General features: G+C 44.3%; 18 protein-coding genes and 2 tRNA genes. 14 read left to right on the forward strand and 6 right to left on the reverse strand.

The features are described 5' to 3' along the window. Nucleotides 1-18 precede the first annotated feature (18 nt). Entirely contained in the window at nucleotides 19-2,220 is a 2,202-nt protein-coding gene (metE, locus tag AS006_RS07155) for a 5-methyltetrahydropteroyltriglutamate--homocysteine S-methyltransferase (RefSeq protein ID WP_233185692.1), read from the reverse strand. Nucleotides 2,221-2,401: 181 nt separating this feature from the next. On the opposite strand from metE, the gene AS006_RS07160 reads away from it, so the two are divergent. The 4 genes from AS006_RS07160 (at nucleotide 2,402) to AS006_RS07175 (ending at nucleotide 5,678) form a co-directional block, all read left to right on the forward strand. Next, on the forward strand, nucleotides 2,402-2,749 hold the full coding sequence (locus tag AS006_RS07160) for a cupin domain-containing protein (protein WP_199167483.1): 348 nt from the start codon (nucleotides 2,402-2,404) through the stop codon (nucleotides 2,747-2,749). Between the two features lie 130 nt (nucleotides 2,750-2,879). After that, nucleotides 2,880-3,284 carry a DUF302 domain-containing protein gene (locus AS006_RS07165; protein ID WP_101513659.1) on the forward strand — a complete coding sequence of 135 codons (405 nt, stop codon included), beginning with the start codon at nucleotides 2,880-2,882 and terminating at the stop codon, nucleotides 3,282-3,284. A 13-nt stretch (nucleotides 3,285-3,297) separates the two neighbouring features. Beyond that, complete coding sequence (locus tag AS006_RS07170; protein WP_101513660.1) at nucleotides 3,298-5,373, forward strand: heavy metal translocating P-type ATPase; 2,076 nt, start codon at nucleotides 3,298-3,300, stop codon at nucleotides 5,371-5,373. A gap of 14 nt (nucleotides 5,374-5,387) precedes the next feature. After that, a complete protein-coding gene (locus AS006_RS07175; RefSeq protein WP_233185681.1) occupies nucleotides 5,388-5,678 on the forward strand; it encodes an SHOCT domain-containing protein in 291 nt (96 codons plus the stop codon). A gap of 2 nt (nucleotides 5,679-5,680) precedes the next feature. Here AS006_RS07175 and AS006_RS07180 read toward each other — a convergent pair whose 3' ends face one another. Then, a complete protein-coding gene (locus tag AS006_RS07180) occupies nucleotides 5,681-6,304 on the reverse strand; it encodes a class I SAM-dependent methyltransferase (protein WP_101513661.1) in 624 nt (207 codons plus the stop codon). Nucleotides 6,305-6,353: 49 nt separating this feature from the next. Here AS006_RS07180 and AS006_RS07185 point away from each other — a divergent pair, with 49 nt between their 5' ends. Both AS006_RS07185 and AS006_RS07190 read left to right on the forward strand, forming a co-directional pair. After that, the gene (locus tag AS006_RS07185; protein WP_233185682.1) at nucleotides 6,354-8,447 is read left to right on the forward strand and encodes an RND family transporter; all 2,094 of its coding nucleotides are present in this window, start codon (nucleotides 6,354-6,356) and stop codon (nucleotides 8,445-8,447) included. Further along, a complete protein-coding gene (locus AS006_RS07190) occupies nucleotides 8,444-9,175 on the forward strand; it encodes an MBL fold metallo-hydrolase (protein WP_101513663.1) in 732 nt (243 codons plus the stop codon). Before AS006_RS07185 ends, AS006_RS07190 begins: the two co-directional genes overlap by 4 nt. Here the strand turns inward: AS006_RS07190 and AS006_RS07195 are convergent. Both AS006_RS07195 and AS006_RS07200 read right to left on the reverse strand, forming a co-directional pair. Further along, the gene (locus AS006_RS07195; RefSeq protein WP_233185683.1) at nucleotides 9,124-9,336 is read right to left on the reverse strand and encodes a multidrug transporter; all 213 of its coding nucleotides are present in this window, start codon (nucleotides 9,334-9,336) and stop codon (nucleotides 9,124-9,126) included. The two genes, AS006_RS07190 and AS006_RS07195, sit on opposite strands and share 52 nt — an antisense overlap. Continuing rightward, nucleotides 9,323-10,000 carry a viroplasmin family protein gene (locus tag AS006_RS07200; protein WP_199167485.1) on the reverse strand — a complete coding sequence of 226 codons (678 nt, stop codon included), beginning with the start codon at nucleotides 9,998-10,000 and terminating at the stop codon, nucleotides 9,323-9,325. The genes AS006_RS07195 and AS006_RS07200 overlap by 14 nt, the downstream gene beginning before the upstream one ends. A 113-nt stretch (nucleotides 10,001-10,113) precedes the next feature. On the opposite strand from AS006_RS07200, the gene AS006_RS07205 reads away from it, so the two are divergent. From AS006_RS07205 to AS006_RS09670, 4 genes are all read left to right on the forward strand, one after another. After that, nucleotides 10,114-10,971, forward strand: coding sequence for an aldo/keto reductase (locus tag AS006_RS07205; RefSeq protein WP_101513665.1), 858 nt, complete (start codon nucleotides 10,114-10,116; stop codon nucleotides 10,969-10,971). 305 nt (nucleotides 10,972-11,276) lie between these two features. Continuing rightward, a complete protein-coding gene (locus tag AS006_RS09660; RefSeq protein WP_233185684.1) occupies nucleotides 11,277-11,651 on the forward strand; it encodes a hypothetical protein in 375 nt (124 codons plus the stop codon). A 51-nt stretch (nucleotides 11,652-11,702) separates the two neighbouring features. Beyond that, a complete protein-coding gene (locus AS006_RS09665) occupies nucleotides 11,703-12,761 on the forward strand; it encodes an ABC transporter ATP-binding protein (protein ID WP_233185685.1) in 1,059 nt (352 codons plus the stop codon). Beyond that, the gene (locus AS006_RS09670) at nucleotides 12,715-13,032 is read left to right on the forward strand and encodes a hypothetical protein (protein ID WP_233185686.1); all 318 of its coding nucleotides are present in this window, start codon (nucleotides 12,715-12,717) and stop codon (nucleotides 13,030-13,032) included. The genes AS006_RS09665 and AS006_RS09670 overlap by 47 nt, the downstream gene beginning before the upstream one ends. A 357-nt stretch (nucleotides 13,033-13,389) precedes the next feature. Here AS006_RS09670 and AS006_RS07215 read toward each other — a convergent pair whose 3' ends face one another. Beyond that, on the reverse strand, nucleotides 13,390-14,280 hold the full coding sequence (locus AS006_RS07215; RefSeq protein ID WP_101513666.1) for a DUF3298 and DUF4163 domain-containing protein: 891 nt from the start codon (nucleotides 14,278-14,280) through the stop codon (nucleotides 13,390-13,392). A gap of 274 nt (nucleotides 14,281-14,554) precedes the next feature. Beyond that, a tRNA-Met gene (locus tag AS006_RS07220) sits at nucleotides 14,555-14,631 on the reverse strand. 103 nt (nucleotides 14,632-14,734) lie between these two features. Between AS006_RS07220 and AS006_RS07225 the strand changes: the two genes are divergently transcribed. The 4 genes from AS006_RS07225 to AS006_RS07240 all read left to right on the forward strand — a co-directional run bounded on the left by AS006_RS07225 (nucleotide 14,735) and on the right by AS006_RS07240 (nucleotide 18,593). Next, a tRNA-Gly gene (locus AS006_RS07225) sits at nucleotides 14,735-14,810 on the forward strand. Between the two features lie 103 nt (nucleotides 14,811-14,913). Continuing rightward, a complete protein-coding gene (gene rpsO / locus AS006_RS07230; protein ID WP_158241071.1) occupies nucleotides 14,914-15,183 on the forward strand; it encodes a 30S ribosomal protein S15 in 270 nt (89 codons plus the stop codon). Between the two features lie 73 nt (nucleotides 15,184-15,256). Then, nucleotides 15,257-17,383, forward strand: coding sequence for a polyribonucleotide nucleotidyltransferase (gene pnp, locus AS006_RS07235; RefSeq protein WP_101513668.1), 2,127 nt, complete (start codon nucleotides 15,257-15,259; stop codon nucleotides 17,381-17,383). Continuing rightward, nucleotides 17,355-18,593, forward strand: a complete 1,239-nt coding sequence (locus AS006_RS07240) for a pitrilysin family protein (RefSeq protein ID WP_101513669.1) — start codon at nucleotides 17,355-17,357, stop codon at nucleotides 18,591-18,593. Before pnp ends, AS006_RS07240 begins: the two co-directional genes overlap by 29 nt. The last annotated feature ends 6 nt before the right edge of the window (nucleotides 18,594-18,599 follow it).

Below are 18,599 nucleotides of genomic sequence, written 5' to 3' on the forward strand. Positions count from 1 at the left end.
GGTTTTTTCTTTCTCTTTTCAATTTTCATTATACACCTTTCTCAGTTCCCTTGCAAGTGCCACCATGTTCTTTAGTGAGGGTATCACTTCTTCCCAGTTTCTTGTCTTCAGGCCACAATCGGGATTTATCCATATCAGCTCTTTTGGAAGAAACATGAGCACCCTCTCTATTATACTCCTCATTTCATCGACAGAGGGAATACTAGGGGAGTGAATATCCCAAACACCAACGCCGATTTGTTTCTTCCAGCCTCTGAAGTTTTCGAAGGCAGAAACGATCTCTCCTTTGCTCCTTGAAGCTTCGATGCTTATTACATCGAACTCCAGTCTGTGGATGTACTCTATTATCTCGTTGAAATCGGAGTAGCACATGTGAGCGTGGATCTGAGTTTCTGCCTTTGCGTTCGCAGCCAGGTTGAAGGCGTTTATTGCCCATTCGAAATATTCTGGCCATTTGCTCTTTTTGATGGGTGCTTTTTCCCTGAACGCAGGTTCATCGATCTGGATGATCTTTATCCCGGCTTTCTCCAAGTCTTTCACTTCTTCGTTTATCGCAAGGGCGATCTGGTAGGCTATCTCTTTCTCCGGAATGTCTTCTCTGTAATAGCTCCAGCTCATGATGGTGATAGGACCTGTAAGCATTCCTTTGACGGGTTTTTCTGTCAAAGATTGTGCGTAGAGTACCTCTTTCAAAGACATGGGTTCTGGCCTTGTCACGGTGCCGTATATGATAGGAGGACGGTAACACCTCGAACCGTAGGAAAGAACCCATCCGTTCTGGGTAGTGGCGATCCCGTCCAGTTTCTCTGCAAAGAACTCCACCATGTCACTTCTTTCGAACTCACCATGCACCAGAACATCGAGTCCTATCTCCTCCTGGAGTTCCACCGCCTTTCTTATCTGCTCTTTTATGAAAGATTCGTATTCTTCTTTGGAAATCTCTCCCTTTTTGTACTTTGTTCTCATCTTTCTCACTTCGACGGTCTGGGGGAAAGACCCGATCGTTGTCGTTGGAAAAAGAGGTAGTCTCAGCTTTTCTCCTTGAATTCTCTCACGCTCCGGATATTCTTTCTCTCTTTTGAAGACATCTGGGGAGAAACTCTTTATTCTCTCAGAAACATCGTGGTTGACGGCGAAGTTTTCAAAACTAACTTCTGGAAGATCCTGACTTTCTCCTTCGAAGAATTCCTTGATCATTTTCAACTCTTCGAGTTTTTCTTTCGCAAAGGCAAGTTTTTCTTTCAGACCTTCTGGAAGGTTGTTTTCCAGTTCCACGGTTATGGGAAGATGAAAGAGAGGGCAGGAATTTGAGATAGCACTTGCACCGAGTTTGTCTAAAAGCTCTACTACTTTTTTGAGGTTTGCCCTCCAGGGCTGACGACCGTTTATGACACCGGCTATCAATTCCTTATCGCTGGGAAAACCGAACTTTTCGAAGTTTCTGAGATTTTCTGTGTTTGAAACAAAATCAAGATGGAGTCTTCCCACAGGAAGTGACACATAGGACTTGTAATCAGAGATACTGTCGTAATAAACGAAAAGTGTCAGAGGAAAAATCGAAAGTTCTTCGTATGTATTCTCTATTACAAGCCAGTGGTCTTTCTGAAGATCACAAACAAAAGCGGGTTCATCCACAAGAATCTCTCTACAACCACTCTCCATCAGCTCAATGAGGATTTGTTTGTAAACGGGAAGGAGTTTTCCAAGAATTCTTTCTATGTCCTTTGGTTTTCTGATCCATTCACCGCTTTTTTTGGAAAGATAAACGAAAGAGAACGGTCCCAAGATTCTCGGTGACGTTTCTATTCCCTTTGACTTGAAGAAAAGATAATCTTCTAAGGGTTTGTTTTCGAAGAGTTGGAAATTCTCATTCTCTATTTCAGGAACGAGGTAATGGTAGTTCGTGTTGAAGTATTTCGTCATCTCGAGCGCTTTACTTCCACGTGCCATCTCAAAATAGGTTGAAAGACCTTCATACTTTCCAAACCGCTCAGGAATTACCCCCACCATTATGGCAGTGTCGAGAACAAAATCGTAGTAGGAAAGTTCGTTTGAGGGTATTACATCCACGTTCGCTCTGTAGTTTTCTACCATGTACATTCTAAGTCTGTTCATCTCCTCTTTGAGCTCTTCTTCTGTGATCTTTCCCTTCCAGAAATTTTCTAGGGCTTTTTTGAATTCTCTTTTTTCTCCTATCTTCGGAAAACCGAATGCGTACACCTTCAACTTCTTTCACCTCCATTTGTTGTATAGTTTGAGAACATAATACCACATGTTGTGCGTAACGTGGTTAACGAAAGGAAAACTCGCATAAACATTTTTTGAGGGAAAAACCGGCCTTCTCAAATAGTGATGTGTGATATACTCAAAATCAGAAAGATCGATGAAGGAGGGAACAGGCATGATTGTGAGAGCTTCTGAACTCACCCCCGAAAGGATATCAAACATGCGGGGCGGTAAAGGAGAAGTAGAGATGGTGCATCTTCTCTCCAAGGAGACTATGCACAACAAAGCAAGACTCTTTGCCAGAATGAAACTTCCTCCTGGATCTTCGGTGGGACTTCACAAGCACGAAGGAGAGTTCGAAATCTACTACATCCTCTCCGGAGAAGGAATGTTCCATGACAACGGAAAAGATATCCCTGTGAAGGCAGGAGACGTGTGTTTTACAGATTCAGGTGAATCGCACTCCATAGAAAACACAGGAGACGAGAATCTGGAGTTTCTGGCAGTGATCATTTTGCTTTGATCACCTCCATACGAATGAAATTTCTCCCCTCCTCGTAGAAGGTGGGGTTTTCATTGTTTGATTTGCAATTAGATATAACTTGATTTAAAGAATATCTTGTGATATACTGGAACACAAGGAGGCGATTGTCATGTATAAACAAGAAAAACAAGAAAAATATCTTTATTCGAAAGAATTGGATTTGCCTTTCGACAGAGCAGTGGAAATTGTAAAAGAGCGGTTGAAGTCGAAGGGTTTTGGTGTAATTAGTGAGATAAGGGTTGACAGGCTTTTCAGAGAAAAACTTGGCCTTGAGATTCCTTCTCAAGTGATTATTGGAGCGTGTAATCCTCGCTTTTCAAGCAGGCTCATAGCAATAGATCCAGACAGCGCCGTTTTTCTTCCCTGTAACATCACTGTGTACGTGAAGGATCAGAAGACTCACATCGATCTTCTTTCTCCAACAAAAGCCATGAGCATCACTGAAAACAGAGAACTACTCGACGTGGCAAAAGAGGTTGAGAACGCTCTGAAGGAAGCACTCGAATCTGTTTAAGAGGGGTGGAATCATGAAGAATGAAAAACGCCCTCCCACAGACCATCATGTTCATCACTCGATACACGAGAACCATGGGCATCACGTTCATGAGGATCAAGAAAAACGCACCCACAAAATTCATGCCCATCACGGCCATTCCCACGAAGAACACCACAAAATAATGATGAAAGACTTCAAGAAAAGATTCATCGTTTCACTCATTCTTACAGTGCCCATTCTGTTTCTTGCTCCCCTCATACAGAGCTTCTTCAACTTCAGCATATCGTTTCCAGGTGACCGTTATGTTCTCTTCGTGCTTTCATCCTTTGTTTACTTCTACGGTGGATGGCCGTTTTTAAAAGGCCTTGTTGATGAGCTGAAAAAGAAACTTCCCGGCATGATGACATTGATAGCGCTTGCTATCACGGTTGCCTTCTCCTATAGTGTCGCTGTCACCTTCGGACTGACCGGTAAAACCTTCTATTGGGAACTCGCCACCCTGATCGATATCATGCTCCTTGGACACTACATAGAAATGAGATCTGTACTCGGTGCTTCACGAGCCCTGGAAGAACTTGTAAAACTCATGCCTACAGAGGCACACCTTGTTACTTCAGAAGGTGTAAGGGACATCTCAGTCAGTGAATTGAAGAAAGAGGATGTAGTTCTTGTGAAACCCGGCGAGAAGATACCATCCGATGGAGTTGTGATAGAAGGAGAAACCAGTGTAAACGAAGCGATGCTCACAGGGGAATCCAAACCTGTTCACAAGAAAGTCGGAGATGAGGTCATAGGTGGATCTATAAATCTTGAAGGTGCCATCAAAGTAAAGATAGAAAGAACTGGGAAGGATACTTACCTCATGCAGGTAGTCGAGCTAGTAAAACAGGCACAAGAAACAAGATCAAGGACTCAGGATCTCGCTAACAAAGCAGCATTCTGGCTGACGTTGATCGCCATAGGTGCTGGCAGTACCACCTTGATCACCTGGCTGACTCTTGGTAAACCTTTCGTCTTTGCCCTTGAAAGGATGGTCACGGTGATGGTGATCACCTGTCCGCACGCTCTTGGACTCGCAGTACCTCTGGTTGTTGCTGTATCGACCGCCCTTTCGGCAAAAAAGGGTATACTGATCAGAAACCGCGAAGCTTTCGAAAGAGCAAAGGATATTCAGGTTGTTGTTTTCGACAAAACAGGGACGCTCACAGAAGGTAGATTTGAAGTGAGCAACGTTGTTCCCTTAATGGATCTGGACGAGGAAAAAATACTCAGTTATGCTGCCAGTCTGGAGAGTCAATCCTCCCATCCGATAGCCCAGGGTATCGTTGAAAAAGCAAGAGAAATCAATGCGAAGATACTGGAAGTGAAGGAATCAAAGGTATTTCCTGGAAAGGGTGTTCAGGGATTTCTAGAAGGAAAAGAAGTGATGGTTGTGAGTCCGGGTTTTCTCAGAGAAAACGGTATATGGGTTGAAGACGAAAGGATCAACGCCATTCTTGAACAGGGAAAAACCGTTGTATTCCTTGTTGTTGACAAAAAAGTAGTTGGGGCAATTGCTCTTGCAGACAAAATCAGACCGGAATCACAAGAAGCTGTGAGAAGACTGCATGAAATGGGCATCAAAACGTATATGCTGACAGGAGATAACGCGAAAGTGGCGAAATGGGTTGCAGAAGAGCTAAAACTTGATGGATTCTTTGCGGAAGTGCTTCCCCATCAAAAATCGGAGAAGATCCAAGAACTCCAGAGAGAAGGTTACATCGTGGCTATGGTAGGAGATGGTATAAACGACGCACCAGCGCTAATACAAGCCAACGTAGGAATCGCAATCGGTGCAGGAACAGATGTGGCAATAGAAAGTGCTGATATCGTTCTTGTCAGGAGTGATCCCAGAGACGTTACATCTGCAATACATCTTGCAAAGGTTACTTACAGAAAAATGGTTCAGAATCTGGCATGGGCAACCGGATACAATGCTTTTGCGATTCCCCTTGCGGCCGGCGTTCTGTACAGTTACGGTATACTTCTCAGTCCAGCGATAGGAGCGTTGTTGATGAGTTTGAGTACCGTTATAGTGGCAATAAACGCTAGATTGTTGAAAGCATAAAGGAGGGTGAGAACATGTATGAATTTCTTCTGGCCCACACCGGCGAGGAGTGGGACTGGCACGATATGATGATGGGACCAGGATGGTTTGGATGGGGAGGATGGATCGGTTTCATCTTCATGCTGGTCTTCCTGGTTCTGGCAGTCGTTTTCGTCGTGTGGCTCTTCAGACTTCTGGGAGAGGGACCAAGCCAAAAGTCTTCGAAATCAAGGGCACTGGAGATACTGGCAGAAAGATATGCGAAAGGAGAGATAGACGACGAAGAATACGAAAAGAGGAAAAGGAAGATCCTGGAAGAAGGTTGATATCAGCCCCTCTTTCCTCTGATCACCACAAAAGCCCCTTCGCCGTGCCCTTCCCTGACAGGCTCAACATCGGTGAGTTTTGAGGGATGTTTGAAAAGGGTTTGAACCATCCTGAAATCCTCGAAACCTGCTTTCTTCATCAGGTGCACTATCTCTTCAGTGGAGAAGAATCTTGCACGTTTGTAGAAGAGGCTTTTTTCTTTCTTTTTTTCGTACTCTCTTCCCAGAAAGCTTTCTCTGTCCACAATCCCAACAAGGATGTAACCACCCTTTTTGATCATCCTTTTTGTTTCCTGAAGGGCCTTCAGCGGATCGTCCACAAAGCAGATCGTGGTAACCATCAGGGCAAAATCGAAGCTTTCATCCTTCAAAGGCAAATTCTCTGCTGTTCCTTCCATCACCAGTATTCCCCTTCTTCTTGCAATCTCTCCCATGCGCTTTGAAGGTTCCACACCGATCTTTATTTTCAAAGGAGCTGCAAATCTTCCTGTGCCAACACCTATTTCCACTCCCTTTCCCTCTGGAAGAAGGGTCTTTACCGCTCTGAGCTCAGAAAGATAGGCGAATTTGTGTTTTAAAAACCATCCCTCGTACTCCTTCACGAAACTTTCAAAGACATCCCACACGTTTTTCCAATTTCCCTCCTGATAAAATAGAATTAGAATTTACAAGGAGGTGTTCTCTTTGTTCGAAAAGTACACCTTGTTTGCCTTCAAGAACAGAAAGAAAATCTTCGCTGTTGTACTGATACTGAACATTCTAGCACTCTTTGGTCTTTTTAGACTCAATTTCACAACCGAGTTTTCCATCCTGATGCCCCAGAGATCTCACCAGAAAGAGATCTATGACAAAATGGGCAGTATCTTCAAGAGCGGAGAACAACTTGTGGTGATGGTGAAGACAAGATTCGATCCTCTGAGCGGAGAGGGAATAGATGAGATCTTTAAAATAAAGGAAAAACTTTCCTCCGTTGAAGGTGTAAAGATGATCATTCCTCCCATTCCAGAAAAATTTCCTGCTGGTTTCAGGCTGGTGGGGACAAAAAACATGTCCGAAGAGCAGTACAGAGACTTTCTAAGTTATGTTGAGAACATGAAAGACTTCCTCAACGTGAAGAAAATGGAGGATGGATACTACTCCCTCTTCATGATACTTCCAAGAGACAGTGTAAACCCCAATGAAATCGAAAGAGCCCTCTCAGGATATGAACACTATCTTTCTGGAACGGAGTACCTGGAAGATCAAATATTTCGCTACCTTTTGTTCATGATATTCACACTTCCTCCCCTTGCTATCGTTCTTCTTCTAAACGTTTTTAGAGTGCAGCTTGGAAGGTTCAAATACGCCATCTTATCTCTGATACCGGCAGGATTTGCTGCTCTCTGGACGCTTGGCTACGTGATGGGATGGATGGGGCAGAATCTTTCCATCATCACGGTTCTGGTTCCCATATTCACAATCGTCATGGGAAGTGCCGATGGACTTCACTTCGTCTCGCACTTTCTGGAAAGAAAAAAAGAGGGAGAGAGCACATTCATCGCCATCAAAGACACCCTCGAGAGTGTTGGAAGAGCAATGATCCTCACCACACTCACCACGATGGCAGGATTTCTCTCTTTCCTCACTTTGAACTCTCAGTCCATGAAACAGATGGGACTCCTCGCCGCCATTGGAATTGGCCTTGCGGGAGTTTCAACGTGGATCGTTCTTCCCGTGATACTGGCAGGAGTGAAAGACACCGAGGTCAAAAAGAAAGAAAGTGGTCTGGGCAGACTCTTTCAGAAACTCTCAAAGAAGGCTTGGATCATCACACTGGTTGTTCTTCTTGCCTTTCTTCCAGGAACATTCTTTCTGAAGGCAGACCTCAACATCCTGAAACTCTACAAGAGCTATACAAAGGTCAGAAGGAACGTAGAAAAGATAGAAGAAGTCTTCGGAAAGGCGCTTCCTGTCTATGTTGTCTTCGAGTCTGAAAATCTGTTCTCTCCCGATTTTGCCCAGAAAGTCCTTTCAATGGAAGAGAAACTTAAGAGTAAAGGGTACGATGTCTTCTCTGTCTACGATATCCTTGTGAAGATGAACGAGCGTCTATTCAAAGAAGAGGGTTATCCGAAGATCCTTGCAAGGGCACTGTTACTCAAAAGACTCCTTCCGGAAGAGTACACGAGCAACCTCATATCCGGAAACACAGGAAGGGCCTTCGTCTTTCTGAACGACCTCGACAGAGACACTCTTGAAGAAGTGGAACAAACTGTGAAAGAGAGTGGCTTTCAGGTGACGGGGCTTCCTTACATCATAAAAGAGATGAACGACTCGATCGTTCCTCAGCAGGTACTTTCGGTGGTGCTTGCTGTCAGCATGGTCTTTTTGCTTCTTGTTCTGTTTCAAAAAAGTCTTGCCACTCCAGCAAAGGCGATCGTTCCTGTTTTGATCTCACTTGTGTCTCTTTTTGGTTTCATGGGGCTTTCAGGAATTCCTCTGAACCTGATCACAGCGAACATGGCGGGAATAGTGATCGGCGTGGGTATAGATTACGCCATACACGTAACGGAACTGTTCAGATACTACAAAGATCTGGAAAGGACCGTAAAGATCGCTTCCACACCCATTCTGGCAAACGCCTTTGGTCTTTCTGTGGGTCTTTCCGCGTTGATTCTTTCACCATTCACTTTCCATGCTTATCTTGTTGCGATCATGTGGGTTACAATGACCGTGAGTTCCTTTATGAGTCTTGTGATTCTACCAAAACTTCTGGAGATGAGAAGATGAGAAAAGATGAATACAGATCCACCCTGATAGAACCTGGCGTATGGCATATTACGGACTACAGAGGAGGAAGCATGTATCTGGTGGTAGGAAACGAGAAAGCCCTCCTCATAGACACCGGTATGGGGGAAGGAGACCTAAAGAGCTTCATAGGATCCATCACGGAAAAACCTGTCGAGGTTGTTCTCACCCACGCCCACTGGGATCATATCATGCAAGCTGGCCAGTTTGAAAGGGTGTATCTCAATCACAGGGACTTTCAAATCATAGAACTTTTCAAAATAAAAGTGGATCACAGAAACTTTCTGGATGTGAGAGAAAAAGAGCGTTTCAATCTTGGTGGGAGGGAACTGGAGGTCATCGAAGTTCCAGGGCACACTCCCGGCTCGATCGTCTTTCTGGACAGAGAAAACAAGCTCCTTTTCAGCGGAGACGCAGTGGGAGCAGGACACACCTGGATGCACCTTCCTGGATGTCTTCCTTTGAGAGAGTATCTCGAAAGCCTGAAAAAACTCAAAGAGATTGACAGCTTCGAGAAGATCTACCATGGACATTTGAGCGGCACACAACTAAAGCCTTTTGAACCAGATTATCTGGAAGACCTGATAAAGGCTGTAGAAGGTGTTAACGATGGATCACTGAAGGGTGAGACATATCCTTATGGGAACTTCAAGGGCCTTTATGTAACGTACGGCAAGGCGGTGCTGGTGTACAATCCAGAGAACATCTGAACGATTCCTATTTTTCTCTCCAGAAGATACTCGATAAGTAAACCTATACCGATCCCGATGAGAAGGGATGCGATGAAGTAGAACACAGAGTATTTGAAGAGAATAAAACCCACCCCAAGTCCTATCAGGGTTGTTCCAGCGGTTATGCTAGCCTTTTTCATGAAGATCATCCCCCTTTTTCCTCAGTATCTCAATGATACTCTCTGAATCGGTAAAAGTCCATTCTATATTCTTCTCACCTCTTGCTGCTCTCTTTGCCAATCTGTCTGCTTCGTCGTTACAAAAGTCTCCGGAGTGACCTTTTACTTTCTCAAAGATCACTTCGAGTCCTTTTCCTCGAAACAACTCATAGTAGTACTTATAAACACGTGTCACCAACTCTTTTGTTCTGTACTCTCCTTTTGCCCACTTTTCAAGGCCTTCTAGATCGTGTTTGAGAATGAGTTTTTTTGCTCTCTGCTTTAAGGCATAGTCCATGGCAAAGAGTGCCGCCATGATCTCCCCAGCTATGTTCTTTGAATTTTTGAACTCATCGATGTCCGTCCAGAAGTAGTATTCTTCCTTCTTTCCTCTGTAACAAAGAACCACTCCTGAACCACAAACTACATCGTAGCTTCCATCTACATAGGCTATCATCGTTTCTTCGTCAAACTTCGGGCAACTGCATTCATCTTTCCCTTCAAGATATGCTTTTGCGTTCTCTATTTTCTCAAAACTCTTGTATTCAGCTCCCGGAAAGCCCTTCACATGCTTTTCTGCTTCTTTCCAAGATTCATAAATTCCAGGAACTCTTCCCTTCCTTACAACGTAGTATTTCCTTTTCAACATCATCACCTCTCAAACCCATTTATACCACGTCCATAAAATTTAAACTGATACAATTTGGAAGAATCAGAATCCTGGTTTTATAATTAGACCACACAAAGGGGGGTTTCTCTATGGAAAAGAGAGCTTTGGGGAGAACAGGTGAAAAGCTTTCTGTGATTGGGTTTGGTGGTATCGTTGTCATGAACGAATCGGTGGAATCTGCAAAGAAAATAGTATCTAGGGCAATCGAGAGAGGTATAAACTACTTCGATGTTGCCCCATCTTACGGAGACGCTGAAGAAAAACTCGGACCAGCTCTTGAGCCCTACAGAGATCAAGTTTTTCTTGCTTGCAAAACTATGGAGAGGACAAAAGAAGGTGCCTGGAGAGAGTTAAACGAGTCTCTAAAAAGACTCCGCACTGACCACTTCGATCTTTATCAGTTTCATGCCGTGACCACACTCGATGAGGTGGAGGCCATCTTCTCACCAAACGGTGCTATAGAAGCCTTTTTGAAAGCAAAAAAAGAGGGACTGATAAGGTACATAGGTTTTTCTGCCCACAGTGAAGAAGCGGCACTCGCAATGCTTGAAAGGTTCGATTTCGATACGGTGCTTTTCCCACTGAATTGGGCAAGCTGGCTAGGAAAAGGATTCGGTAAAAATCTTTACAGTAAAGCCAGAGAAAAAAACATGGGAATTCTGGCGATAAAAGCACTGGCAAAAAGACGTCTTGAGGAAGGAGAAGAAAAACGCTGGGAAAAATGCTGGTATCATCCTGTAGATGATTTCGAAGAAGCGTCCATGGCACTTCGCTTCACACTATCACTGCCTGTCACCGCGGCTGTGAGTCCAAGTCACCAGGAATTGCTCTGGTGGATGTGTGACATCGTTGAAAATCAGGGAACGAAAATCACCGAAGAAGAACTGCAGATACTGAAAGAAAAAGCACAGGAATTGGCACCCGTTTTTCCACTCGATCACTCTTGAACCATTTCGCACCAGAAAAAAGTTGAACCTTGAGTTGAAATCTGTCGAGGAACTTTCTGTCGGATCAAATGGGATCCGAAAAGCTGCAAAGGTATGTCGGGATTTGTGAAACAAAATGATCCTTGTCATACCTCAAAAAATCAAATTGTTCCAAAGCCTATCTAGAGAGAATCCCGGAGCAGTCAAAACTTGAAAGCCATATAAGACATGGTAGAAAGTGAAAACGGATTAACGAACATAATGCAAGCTGTCTTTTAGGAGAACAGTGTTGCCAGAGATAACTACCAAACTAAGGGGGAAAAATCATGAACCTCAGGAGTATCCAGAAAATTCTTCGCTTTTACTCCCTGATTCGAAAGTGTTTTCTGGTGTTCATAGTTATAGGTGGCTTTCTTGCAACATCTTCGGTCGTGTTCGATTTCTTCATCCCTCTTCTTGTGAGAGATGTCATCGATGGGCTGGCCAGGCTGGAACTGAGATTGAACACGATCTACCTTCTTGGATCTCTTTATGCACTGTCTTTCGTTCTTACATACGCCGGAGACCAGATTTACCTGAAAGCAAAGTACAAAGCCGTAGCAGATCTGTCCAGTCGTATTTTCAGTCAGTCGTTTTTCTTTCCCTGGCAAAAGCTAAAACAACAGGGCTTTGCCTACTATGCCACTCTGATAAACCATTAACTCAACGACGCATTTTTTCTGCTGGATTACGGATTTTTCCAGAATGTTCTGGTGATAATACGTAGTGTATTCATACTGGCAACCGTCTTCGTATGGAACAAAACCTTTTTTGGCCTGTTTGTAGCAAACGCTGTGATAGTCGATATTTATCTGAACATCATCGGCAGAGTAACTGAACGGCCGTACGCACAGATGTATGAAACTCTACGTCGTGTAACAGGGTTCATCACCGAGACGTTTGAAAACATCCACGAAGTGCTTGCTGGAGAGGCTCAAAAGAAACGCCAGAAAGAGTGCGAGACGATGTATCAGCAGGTGGCAGACGTCGTTTTGAAGGCAGAACTTCCTCGCTCAAGATTCGACAAACTGATGGTGAACCTGCCGGAGTATTTCACACGGCTCTTCATTCTCATCTACGGAGCATACCTTGTGATAGGTGGAAAGATGACCGTGGGAACGATATGGGCACTGTGGACATATTTCTCTTTTGTGACGGCACCCCTCTACATGTTCAGAGAATTGGCCCGCGTCATAACACGAGTGTCGGCGAACCTCGATGCTGTACTTGACTACTTCGATGAGATGAAACGTGCCGAAGAAACCTTCAAAAAACGTGAAATAAAACCCATTCCCGGAAGCCCTGTTTATGAACTGGTGGACGTTACCTTTGGCTTCGAGCCAGGAAAACCCATTTTAAAGCGAGTCAGTTTCACGATTCACCCCTGTGAAATCGCTGCCATAGTGGGGCTCTCCGGGGAAGGAAGGTCTACTCTGCTGAACATACTGCTTGGGCTGGAACAGAACTACGAAGGTGTGGTGAAACTCTTTGGAAACGATCTGAATCAGGTAATTCCCTCGGCTGTTTTCGAACATGTTGCTTTTTATTCCCAAAACGTCGGTATATTCAACGACACCCTAGAAAACAACGTAGTTCTTGGAAGAGAGTACGACGAGAAAAAACTCGAAAGAATCATAAAAGAACTCGGAATAGAACATCTGAAAGGAAGAAAACTTGGAGAAGGGGGAAGTTTCGTTTCAGGAGGAGAAAAACAGAGGATACAACTTGCCAGGCTTTTTCTATGCAGACAAACCTGTTGTTGTTCTAGATGAACCTCTCACGAATCTGAACACGATAACAGAAAAATTCTTACTGGAGAAATTGATTGAGTTCTTGAAAGAGAAAACAACCATTATGATATCGCACAAACCGAACATCATCAGAGTTGCGAATAAGATAATCTTCCTTGAAAATGGAAAAGTTTCATCTGTCGGAAGATTCGAAGAGTTGATGCAAAACAATGCAACATTCAGAAGGATAATAGAAACGTACGTGAATGAATCGAAAAGAATCGCTGATAAAGATGTCTTAGCCACTTACTGACATGAACCACAGAAAAAGGGGGGTGCGTTTCTAAACCATTGTTGAAGTTTTTCAATCCAGGTAGGAGAGACTTTATTCAATAGAGAGCCTTTCTCTGATCTTACAGATTTTTTTGATGATTTTTCTTATAAGTGACCTTGGCAAATCCCTCACATAAAATGAGGTAGTTGTATACCTGCCATTGTTGTGCCTATAGCCCGTTCTTTCATCGCTACAACGACTGCTCAAATGGGAATTCATCCTATACTCATTCTAATGATGGACCTTACAAGAGTCGAGATAGAGAGATAATAATCAAAACAATTAGGTTATTTGTCCGATTAAATGCGAATAAATGTGGTATTAGATAATTTGATGTCACTCAGGTACCTCTATTCTCATAACACCCTTCAACTTTTCCCAGGGGATAAGAACTTCTGGTAATCCACTCACATAAGGTCCTACCTCGTATGGCATGTACTTGATGATGAGACCTTCCTTTGTAATGAGAAAAGGTCTTTTTGAAAGATCATCCTTCAGTACAGTATCTATGGCGCTTGAACTCATAGAAAGTATTGTTATCAACATTCTTTTATCTTCCTCAGAGAGCGTTTCATCCTTCTTTACTTTCTCTATCTGCTCCTCCGTGTAGGACCTTCCTTCTACTTTGTAATTTCTGTAGATCTCCTCGAAGAATTCATCAGAAAAGTCGACTTTGGGGATATAGAATGATTCGGGGTGTTCCACCATATACCTTAGAATTTCCTTTTTAATAATCTTCTCCGCCTCTGGTTTGAAGACATCTTCGTATCTGAGTTTTCTATAGTTTACAAGATCGATGTTGAAGGTCTCACAATAAGTCATTCCATGTGCTCCACCTGTGTAACGGTAGTAGTAGAGAATGAAACTGAGATACCTAGAGGAAACGTACCTAATTTCATGATAGACGTGTGCGATATATTTGAGCATCAAATTTGCTTTATACAACTCTTCGTCTTCGTTTTTTAACTTTTCTATCTGTTTTCTTGCATCTCTTGCCCACTCTTCTATGTATGCAATGAACTCTTTTGCAGACTTTTTTACTTCGTAGTTCAGAAGCATTTCGAACCAAATGTTTCCCAGGTTTTTGAACCTTGGAATCTCAATGATGGATTCTTTCATCATCGTATCTTCACCGTAGTCATTCTTCACTATCCTCAAAACCTCAATCTCTGGAATACCAAGAACGATCGTTCCTAAGAAGAGAAGTAGAAGAATTAGAAACTCCATGGTTTGACCCCCCTATTAAGAAATTACGAACCTCTACTCGAAATCTTCAGGGTAAAAGGTTCTGCGTTGATTTGAAAAATTGTGCTTTGTTATTTCTACTTTACACCCTTCGGCATGTTGAGAAGAGCTGCCGCAACAGAAAGTTTTTGGCTTGTCGGACTTGCCCAGCATGAACAAACTCAAAACGCGATGGGTGATTCTTGTACCTAGATAAACAACGAAAGGGGTACCCCTATAAGGATACCCCTAAAAACCTTGAAAACTAGTACATTTCTGGTAGCGGGGGTGGGATTTGAACCCACGACCTTTGGGTTATGAGCCCAACGAGCTACCAGACTGCTCCACCCCGCACCGTCTAGATCCGTTTTTATAATATAGCATTTCTTTTGTTGACTGTCAAGAGGGGGATATCTTGCAAGTTCTCTGTAGTATATGATAAAATTAAAACAGACGAGCGGGTGTAGCTCAGCTGGTAGAGCACCAGCTTCCCAAGCTGGGGGTCGCGGGTTCGAATCCCGTCGCCCGCTCCAATTCCCGGCAAACGCCGGGGTATATTTTTGTGGTATAATCATCTTCGACCCCAGCCCGGGGAGACCTGGACTGGTGGAGACTGAAAGATGGAGGTGTGGTGAAGTGTCCCTTGACCCAGAAAAGAAGAAAGAGATCATCAACGAGTTTCAGATTCACGAAAACGACACTGGTTCTGTTGAGGTACAGATCGCTCTTCTCACAGCGAGGATCAAACACTTAACAGAACACCTGAAAAAGCATCCCAAGGACTTTCACTCCAGAAGAGGCCTCATGAAAATGATCGGAAGAAGAAGAAAACTCTTGAAGTACTTGAGACACAAAAAACCGGAGGTTTACCGAGAGCTCATCGCCAAGTTAGGTATCAGGAAATAAAATCTTCAGGAGGGGGAAGCGGGCATGTTGCCCGCTTCCTGATTTAAATTAAGCAAGATGAGGTGATGGAAACATGAAAGAGTGGCGACGAGAGATCCTTGGAAGAGAACTAGTAGTCCAACACGGAAAAGTGGCAAAACAGTCCAGCGGGGCCGTCCTGGTGAGATTTGGAGACACGGCCGTTCTAGCAACGGCAAACATTTCCGACAAGGTGATCGAGGGAATCGATTTTGTACCCCTCACCGTCGAGTTCCAGGAAAGATTCTATGCCGCTGGGAAGATCCCAGGTGGATTCATCAAAAGAGAGGGGAAACCCAGTGAATCTGCCATTCTCTCGGCCCGTCTCATCGACAGGCCGATAAGGCCTCTTTTCCCAAAAAAGTTGAGAAATGAGGTTCAGGTGATCGTGACGGTACTCTCAGCAGATCCAAACGTTCCACCCGATGTGGTGGGAATCTTCGCTGCATCTCTTGCTCTGAACGTCTCGAAGATTCCATTCGAAGGAATCGTTGCTGGCATCAGAATAGGCTACAGGGATGGCCAGTTCATAGCCTTCCCAACAGAAGAGGACATCGAAAAAGGTCTCATGGATATCACCGTTGCGGGAACAAAGGATGCTGTGACCATGGTTGAAGGTGAGGCCAAAGAGGTCTCAGAAGAGGATATGGTGAAGGCTTTGAGATTTGCACATTCCGTTATAAAAGAACTCGTCGATTTCCAGGAAGAGATACTGTCGGAGTTCAACGTGGAGAAGATCCCCGTTATCGAACCAGAACCACCAGAAGGACTGGTTGAGACATTCAACAGCCTTCTGGACAGAGAAGAACTCGAAAGAAGAATTCTTGTGAAAGCAAAAAAGGAAAGAGAATCTGTTCTCAAAGAGTACGAAGAAAAACTACTCAACCAGATAGCAGAAACACTTTCCATCGTTGATCCCGAGGCGATAAAACCCTTTATTTCCGAGCTTTACGAGGAAGCCGTTAAAAAGACGATGAGACGCCTGATCGTCGAGAAGGGAATCAGGGCAGACGGAAGAAAACCAAACGAAATCAGGCCTATCTCCTGCGAAGTGGGACTCTTTCCAAGGACACATGGATCTGCACTCTTCACAAGGGGGGAGACCCAGAGCCTTGGAATCGTAACACTCGGTGCTCCCATGGATGTTCAGATCATAGACACACTACTCGAAGAGGGTGTGAAGAGGTTCATGCTCCACTACAACTTCCCACCCTTCTGCACTGGCGAAGTGAAGCCTCTAAGAGGACCGAGCAGAAGGGAAATCGGGCATGGGCATCTGGCGGAAAGGGCCTTGAAGAACATGCTGCCGCCTGAGGAAGAGTTCCCCTACACCATAAGGGTGGTTTCTGAAATCCTCGAGTCCAACGGCTCCTCATCCATGGCAACGGTGTGCTCTGGATCCCTTGCATTGATGGACGCAGGCGTTCCCATCAGAAAACATGTTGCCGGAATAGCCATGGGACTCATCCTCGAAGAAAATGCGGAAGTCATACTCACCGATATCATCGGAATGGAAGATCACTACGGTGATATGGACTTCAAGGTAGCGGGAACAAGAGACGGGATCACCGCATTCCAGATGGACTGTAAGGTTTCCGGTGTTTCCGATGAGTTACTCATGAAGGCACTCATGCAGGCAAGAGAGGCCAGAATGTACATCCTCGATAAGATGTACGAAACGATCTCCACTCCAAGACCACACCTGTCCAGGTACGCACCCATAATAAAGGTGACGAAGATCGATCCAGATAAAGTGGCAGACGTCATAGGTCCCGGTGGAAGGGTCATAAAGAAGATCATAAAAGATTTCGACGTGAAAGTAGAGATCGATGATGAAACAGGTCTCGTCAAGGTGGTTGGAAGTTCCGAAGAGAATGTTGACAACGCAATAGCACTCATAAGGGAAATTGCCAAAGAAATAGAAGTGGGAGAGATCCTCGAAGGAAAAATCACGAGGATAGAACCTTATGGTCTCTTCATAGAGGTAAGGCCCGGAAAGATCGGTCTGCTCCATCAGAGCAAAGTTGGAGAAGACATGAGACAGTTCTTGAAAAAGGTGAAGGTCGGTGATACGATAAAGGTACAGGTGATCAACATTGACGATCTTGGAAGACTCCAGTTCAAGCGTGTGAAGGAGGAGGAAAGTCCGCAGTATGGAAAGGTGCACAATAAACGACATTGAAACCTTCATCATTCCATTTGACAAGGCGCGGACGGTCTCCTGCGCCTTTTTAATTAAAAAAGGATCGGTACACGAACCAGAAGAACTCGCAGGAATATCTCACTTCATAGAGCACATGGCGTTTCGAGGAACAAAAAAGTACGATCATTTCTCTCTCAAATACACCGTTGAAGTGGTTGGCGGAACTCTCAACGCTTTCACAGATAAACTTGCTACGGCGTATTATGCAAAAGTGCCTGAGTTTCACTTCGAGAAGACTGTAGATGTTTTGAAGGAGCTAACTTTCCATCCTGTTTTCTCACCTGAAGACACGGAAATAGAGAGGAAGATCATAATCGAAGAGTACAAGATGTCTCAGGACGATCCCACGAGCAAGTTGTTCGACACCCTAATCGAAACGGTCTGGCCCGGACCTTACGGAAGGCCGATCATAGGAAGAAAAGAAACCATAGAAAAGATATCAGCGGAAGATCTCAGGGAATACCACAGGAAAAACTACAGCCCTTCAGACACGAAGATCGTTCTTGCCGGGAAAGTAAGAGATCAGTTCCTAACGTTTCTTGAGAATGTTTTGAAAGACCTGAAAAAAACAGAAAGGAAAAACGAACTTCCTCCTCCGCCATCCTTTCACTTTTCAGAGCCCAGGTACATGGTGAGAAACGATCTGGAACAGGTGCATGTTGCTATCGCAAAGCCCGTCTGTGGCAGAGATGACGAGGATATATATTCCCTTTTCGTTTTGAACACCGCCCTGGGAAGTGGCATGAGCTCAATTCTGTTTCATGAGATAAGAGAAAAGGAAGGATTCGTCTACGATGTGTTTTCCCAGCTCTACACGCTCAAGGAAACAGGAATTCTGATCGTCTACGCTGCTCTGTCTCCGGAGAAGATAGAAGAGTTCTTCGAAAAGCTCAGAGCGGTTCTCTCCAGTGGGGATCTTTTCATGAAAAACTACGAATACGGAAAGATGAGATACCTCGGAAAACTGGAGATGATAACGGACAACCCGGCCGGGATGATGAGTTTTGTCATCGACAATCTTTCACACAGTTCACTGGAAACTCTTGAAGATCGTGTGGAAAAAGTGAAAGCCGTCACTCCGGAAGAATACCAGAGGGCTTACGAAAAATTCCTATCCGGAAAATGGAGTGTGTTCGGCATAGGCCCTGAGCCAGGAAGGATTCTTGAAAATTATGAAATGATAGTCTGAGGAGGG

It is taken from the genome of Thermotoga sp. SG1 (assembly GCF_002865985.1).
Classification (GTDB): domain Bacteria; phylum Thermotogota; class Thermotogae; order Thermotogales; family Thermotogaceae; genus Thermotoga.

Coding starts and splice junctions, on each gene's coding strand:
- AS006_RS09660 (WP_233185684.1), top strand. CDS start 11,277: ATGAACCTCAGGAGTATCCAGAAAATTCTTCGCTTTTACTCCCTGATT.
- AS006_RS07205 (WP_101513665.1), top strand. CDS start 10,114: ATGGAAAAGAGAGCTTTGGGGAGAACAGGTGAAAAGCTTTCTGTGATT.
- AS006_RS07215 (WP_101513666.1), bottom strand. CDS start 14,280: ATGGAGTTTCTAATTCTTCTACTTCTCTTCTTAGGAACGATCGTTCTT.
- AS006_RS07170 (WP_101513660.1), top strand. CDS start 3,298: ATGAAGAATGAAAAACGCCCTCCCACAGACCATCATGTTCATCACTCG.
- AS006_RS07195 (WP_233185683.1), bottom strand. CDS start 9,336: ATGAAAAAGGCTAGCATAACCGCTGGAACAACCCTGATAGGACTTGGG.
- pnp (WP_101513668.1), top strand. CDS start 15,257: ATGAAAGAGTGGCGACGAGAGATCCTTGGAAGAGAACTAGTAGTCCAA.
- AS006_RS07190 (WP_101513663.1), top strand. CDS start 8,444: ATGAGAAAAGATGAATACAGATCCACCCTGATAGAACCTGGCGTATGG.
- AS006_RS07175 (WP_233185681.1), top strand. CDS start 5,388: ATGTATGAATTTCTTCTGGCCCACACCGGCGAGGAGTGGGACTGGCAC.
- AS006_RS07240 (WP_101513669.1), top strand. CDS start 17,355: ATGGAAAGGTGCACAATAAACGACATTGAAACCTTCATCATTCCATTT.
- AS006_RS07160 (WP_199167483.1), top strand. CDS start 2,402: ATGATTGTGAGAGCTTCTGAACTCACCCCCGAAAGGATATCAAACATG.
- AS006_RS07165 (WP_101513659.1), top strand. CDS start 2,880: ATGTATAAACAAGAAAAACAAGAAAAATATCTTTATTCGAAAGAATTG.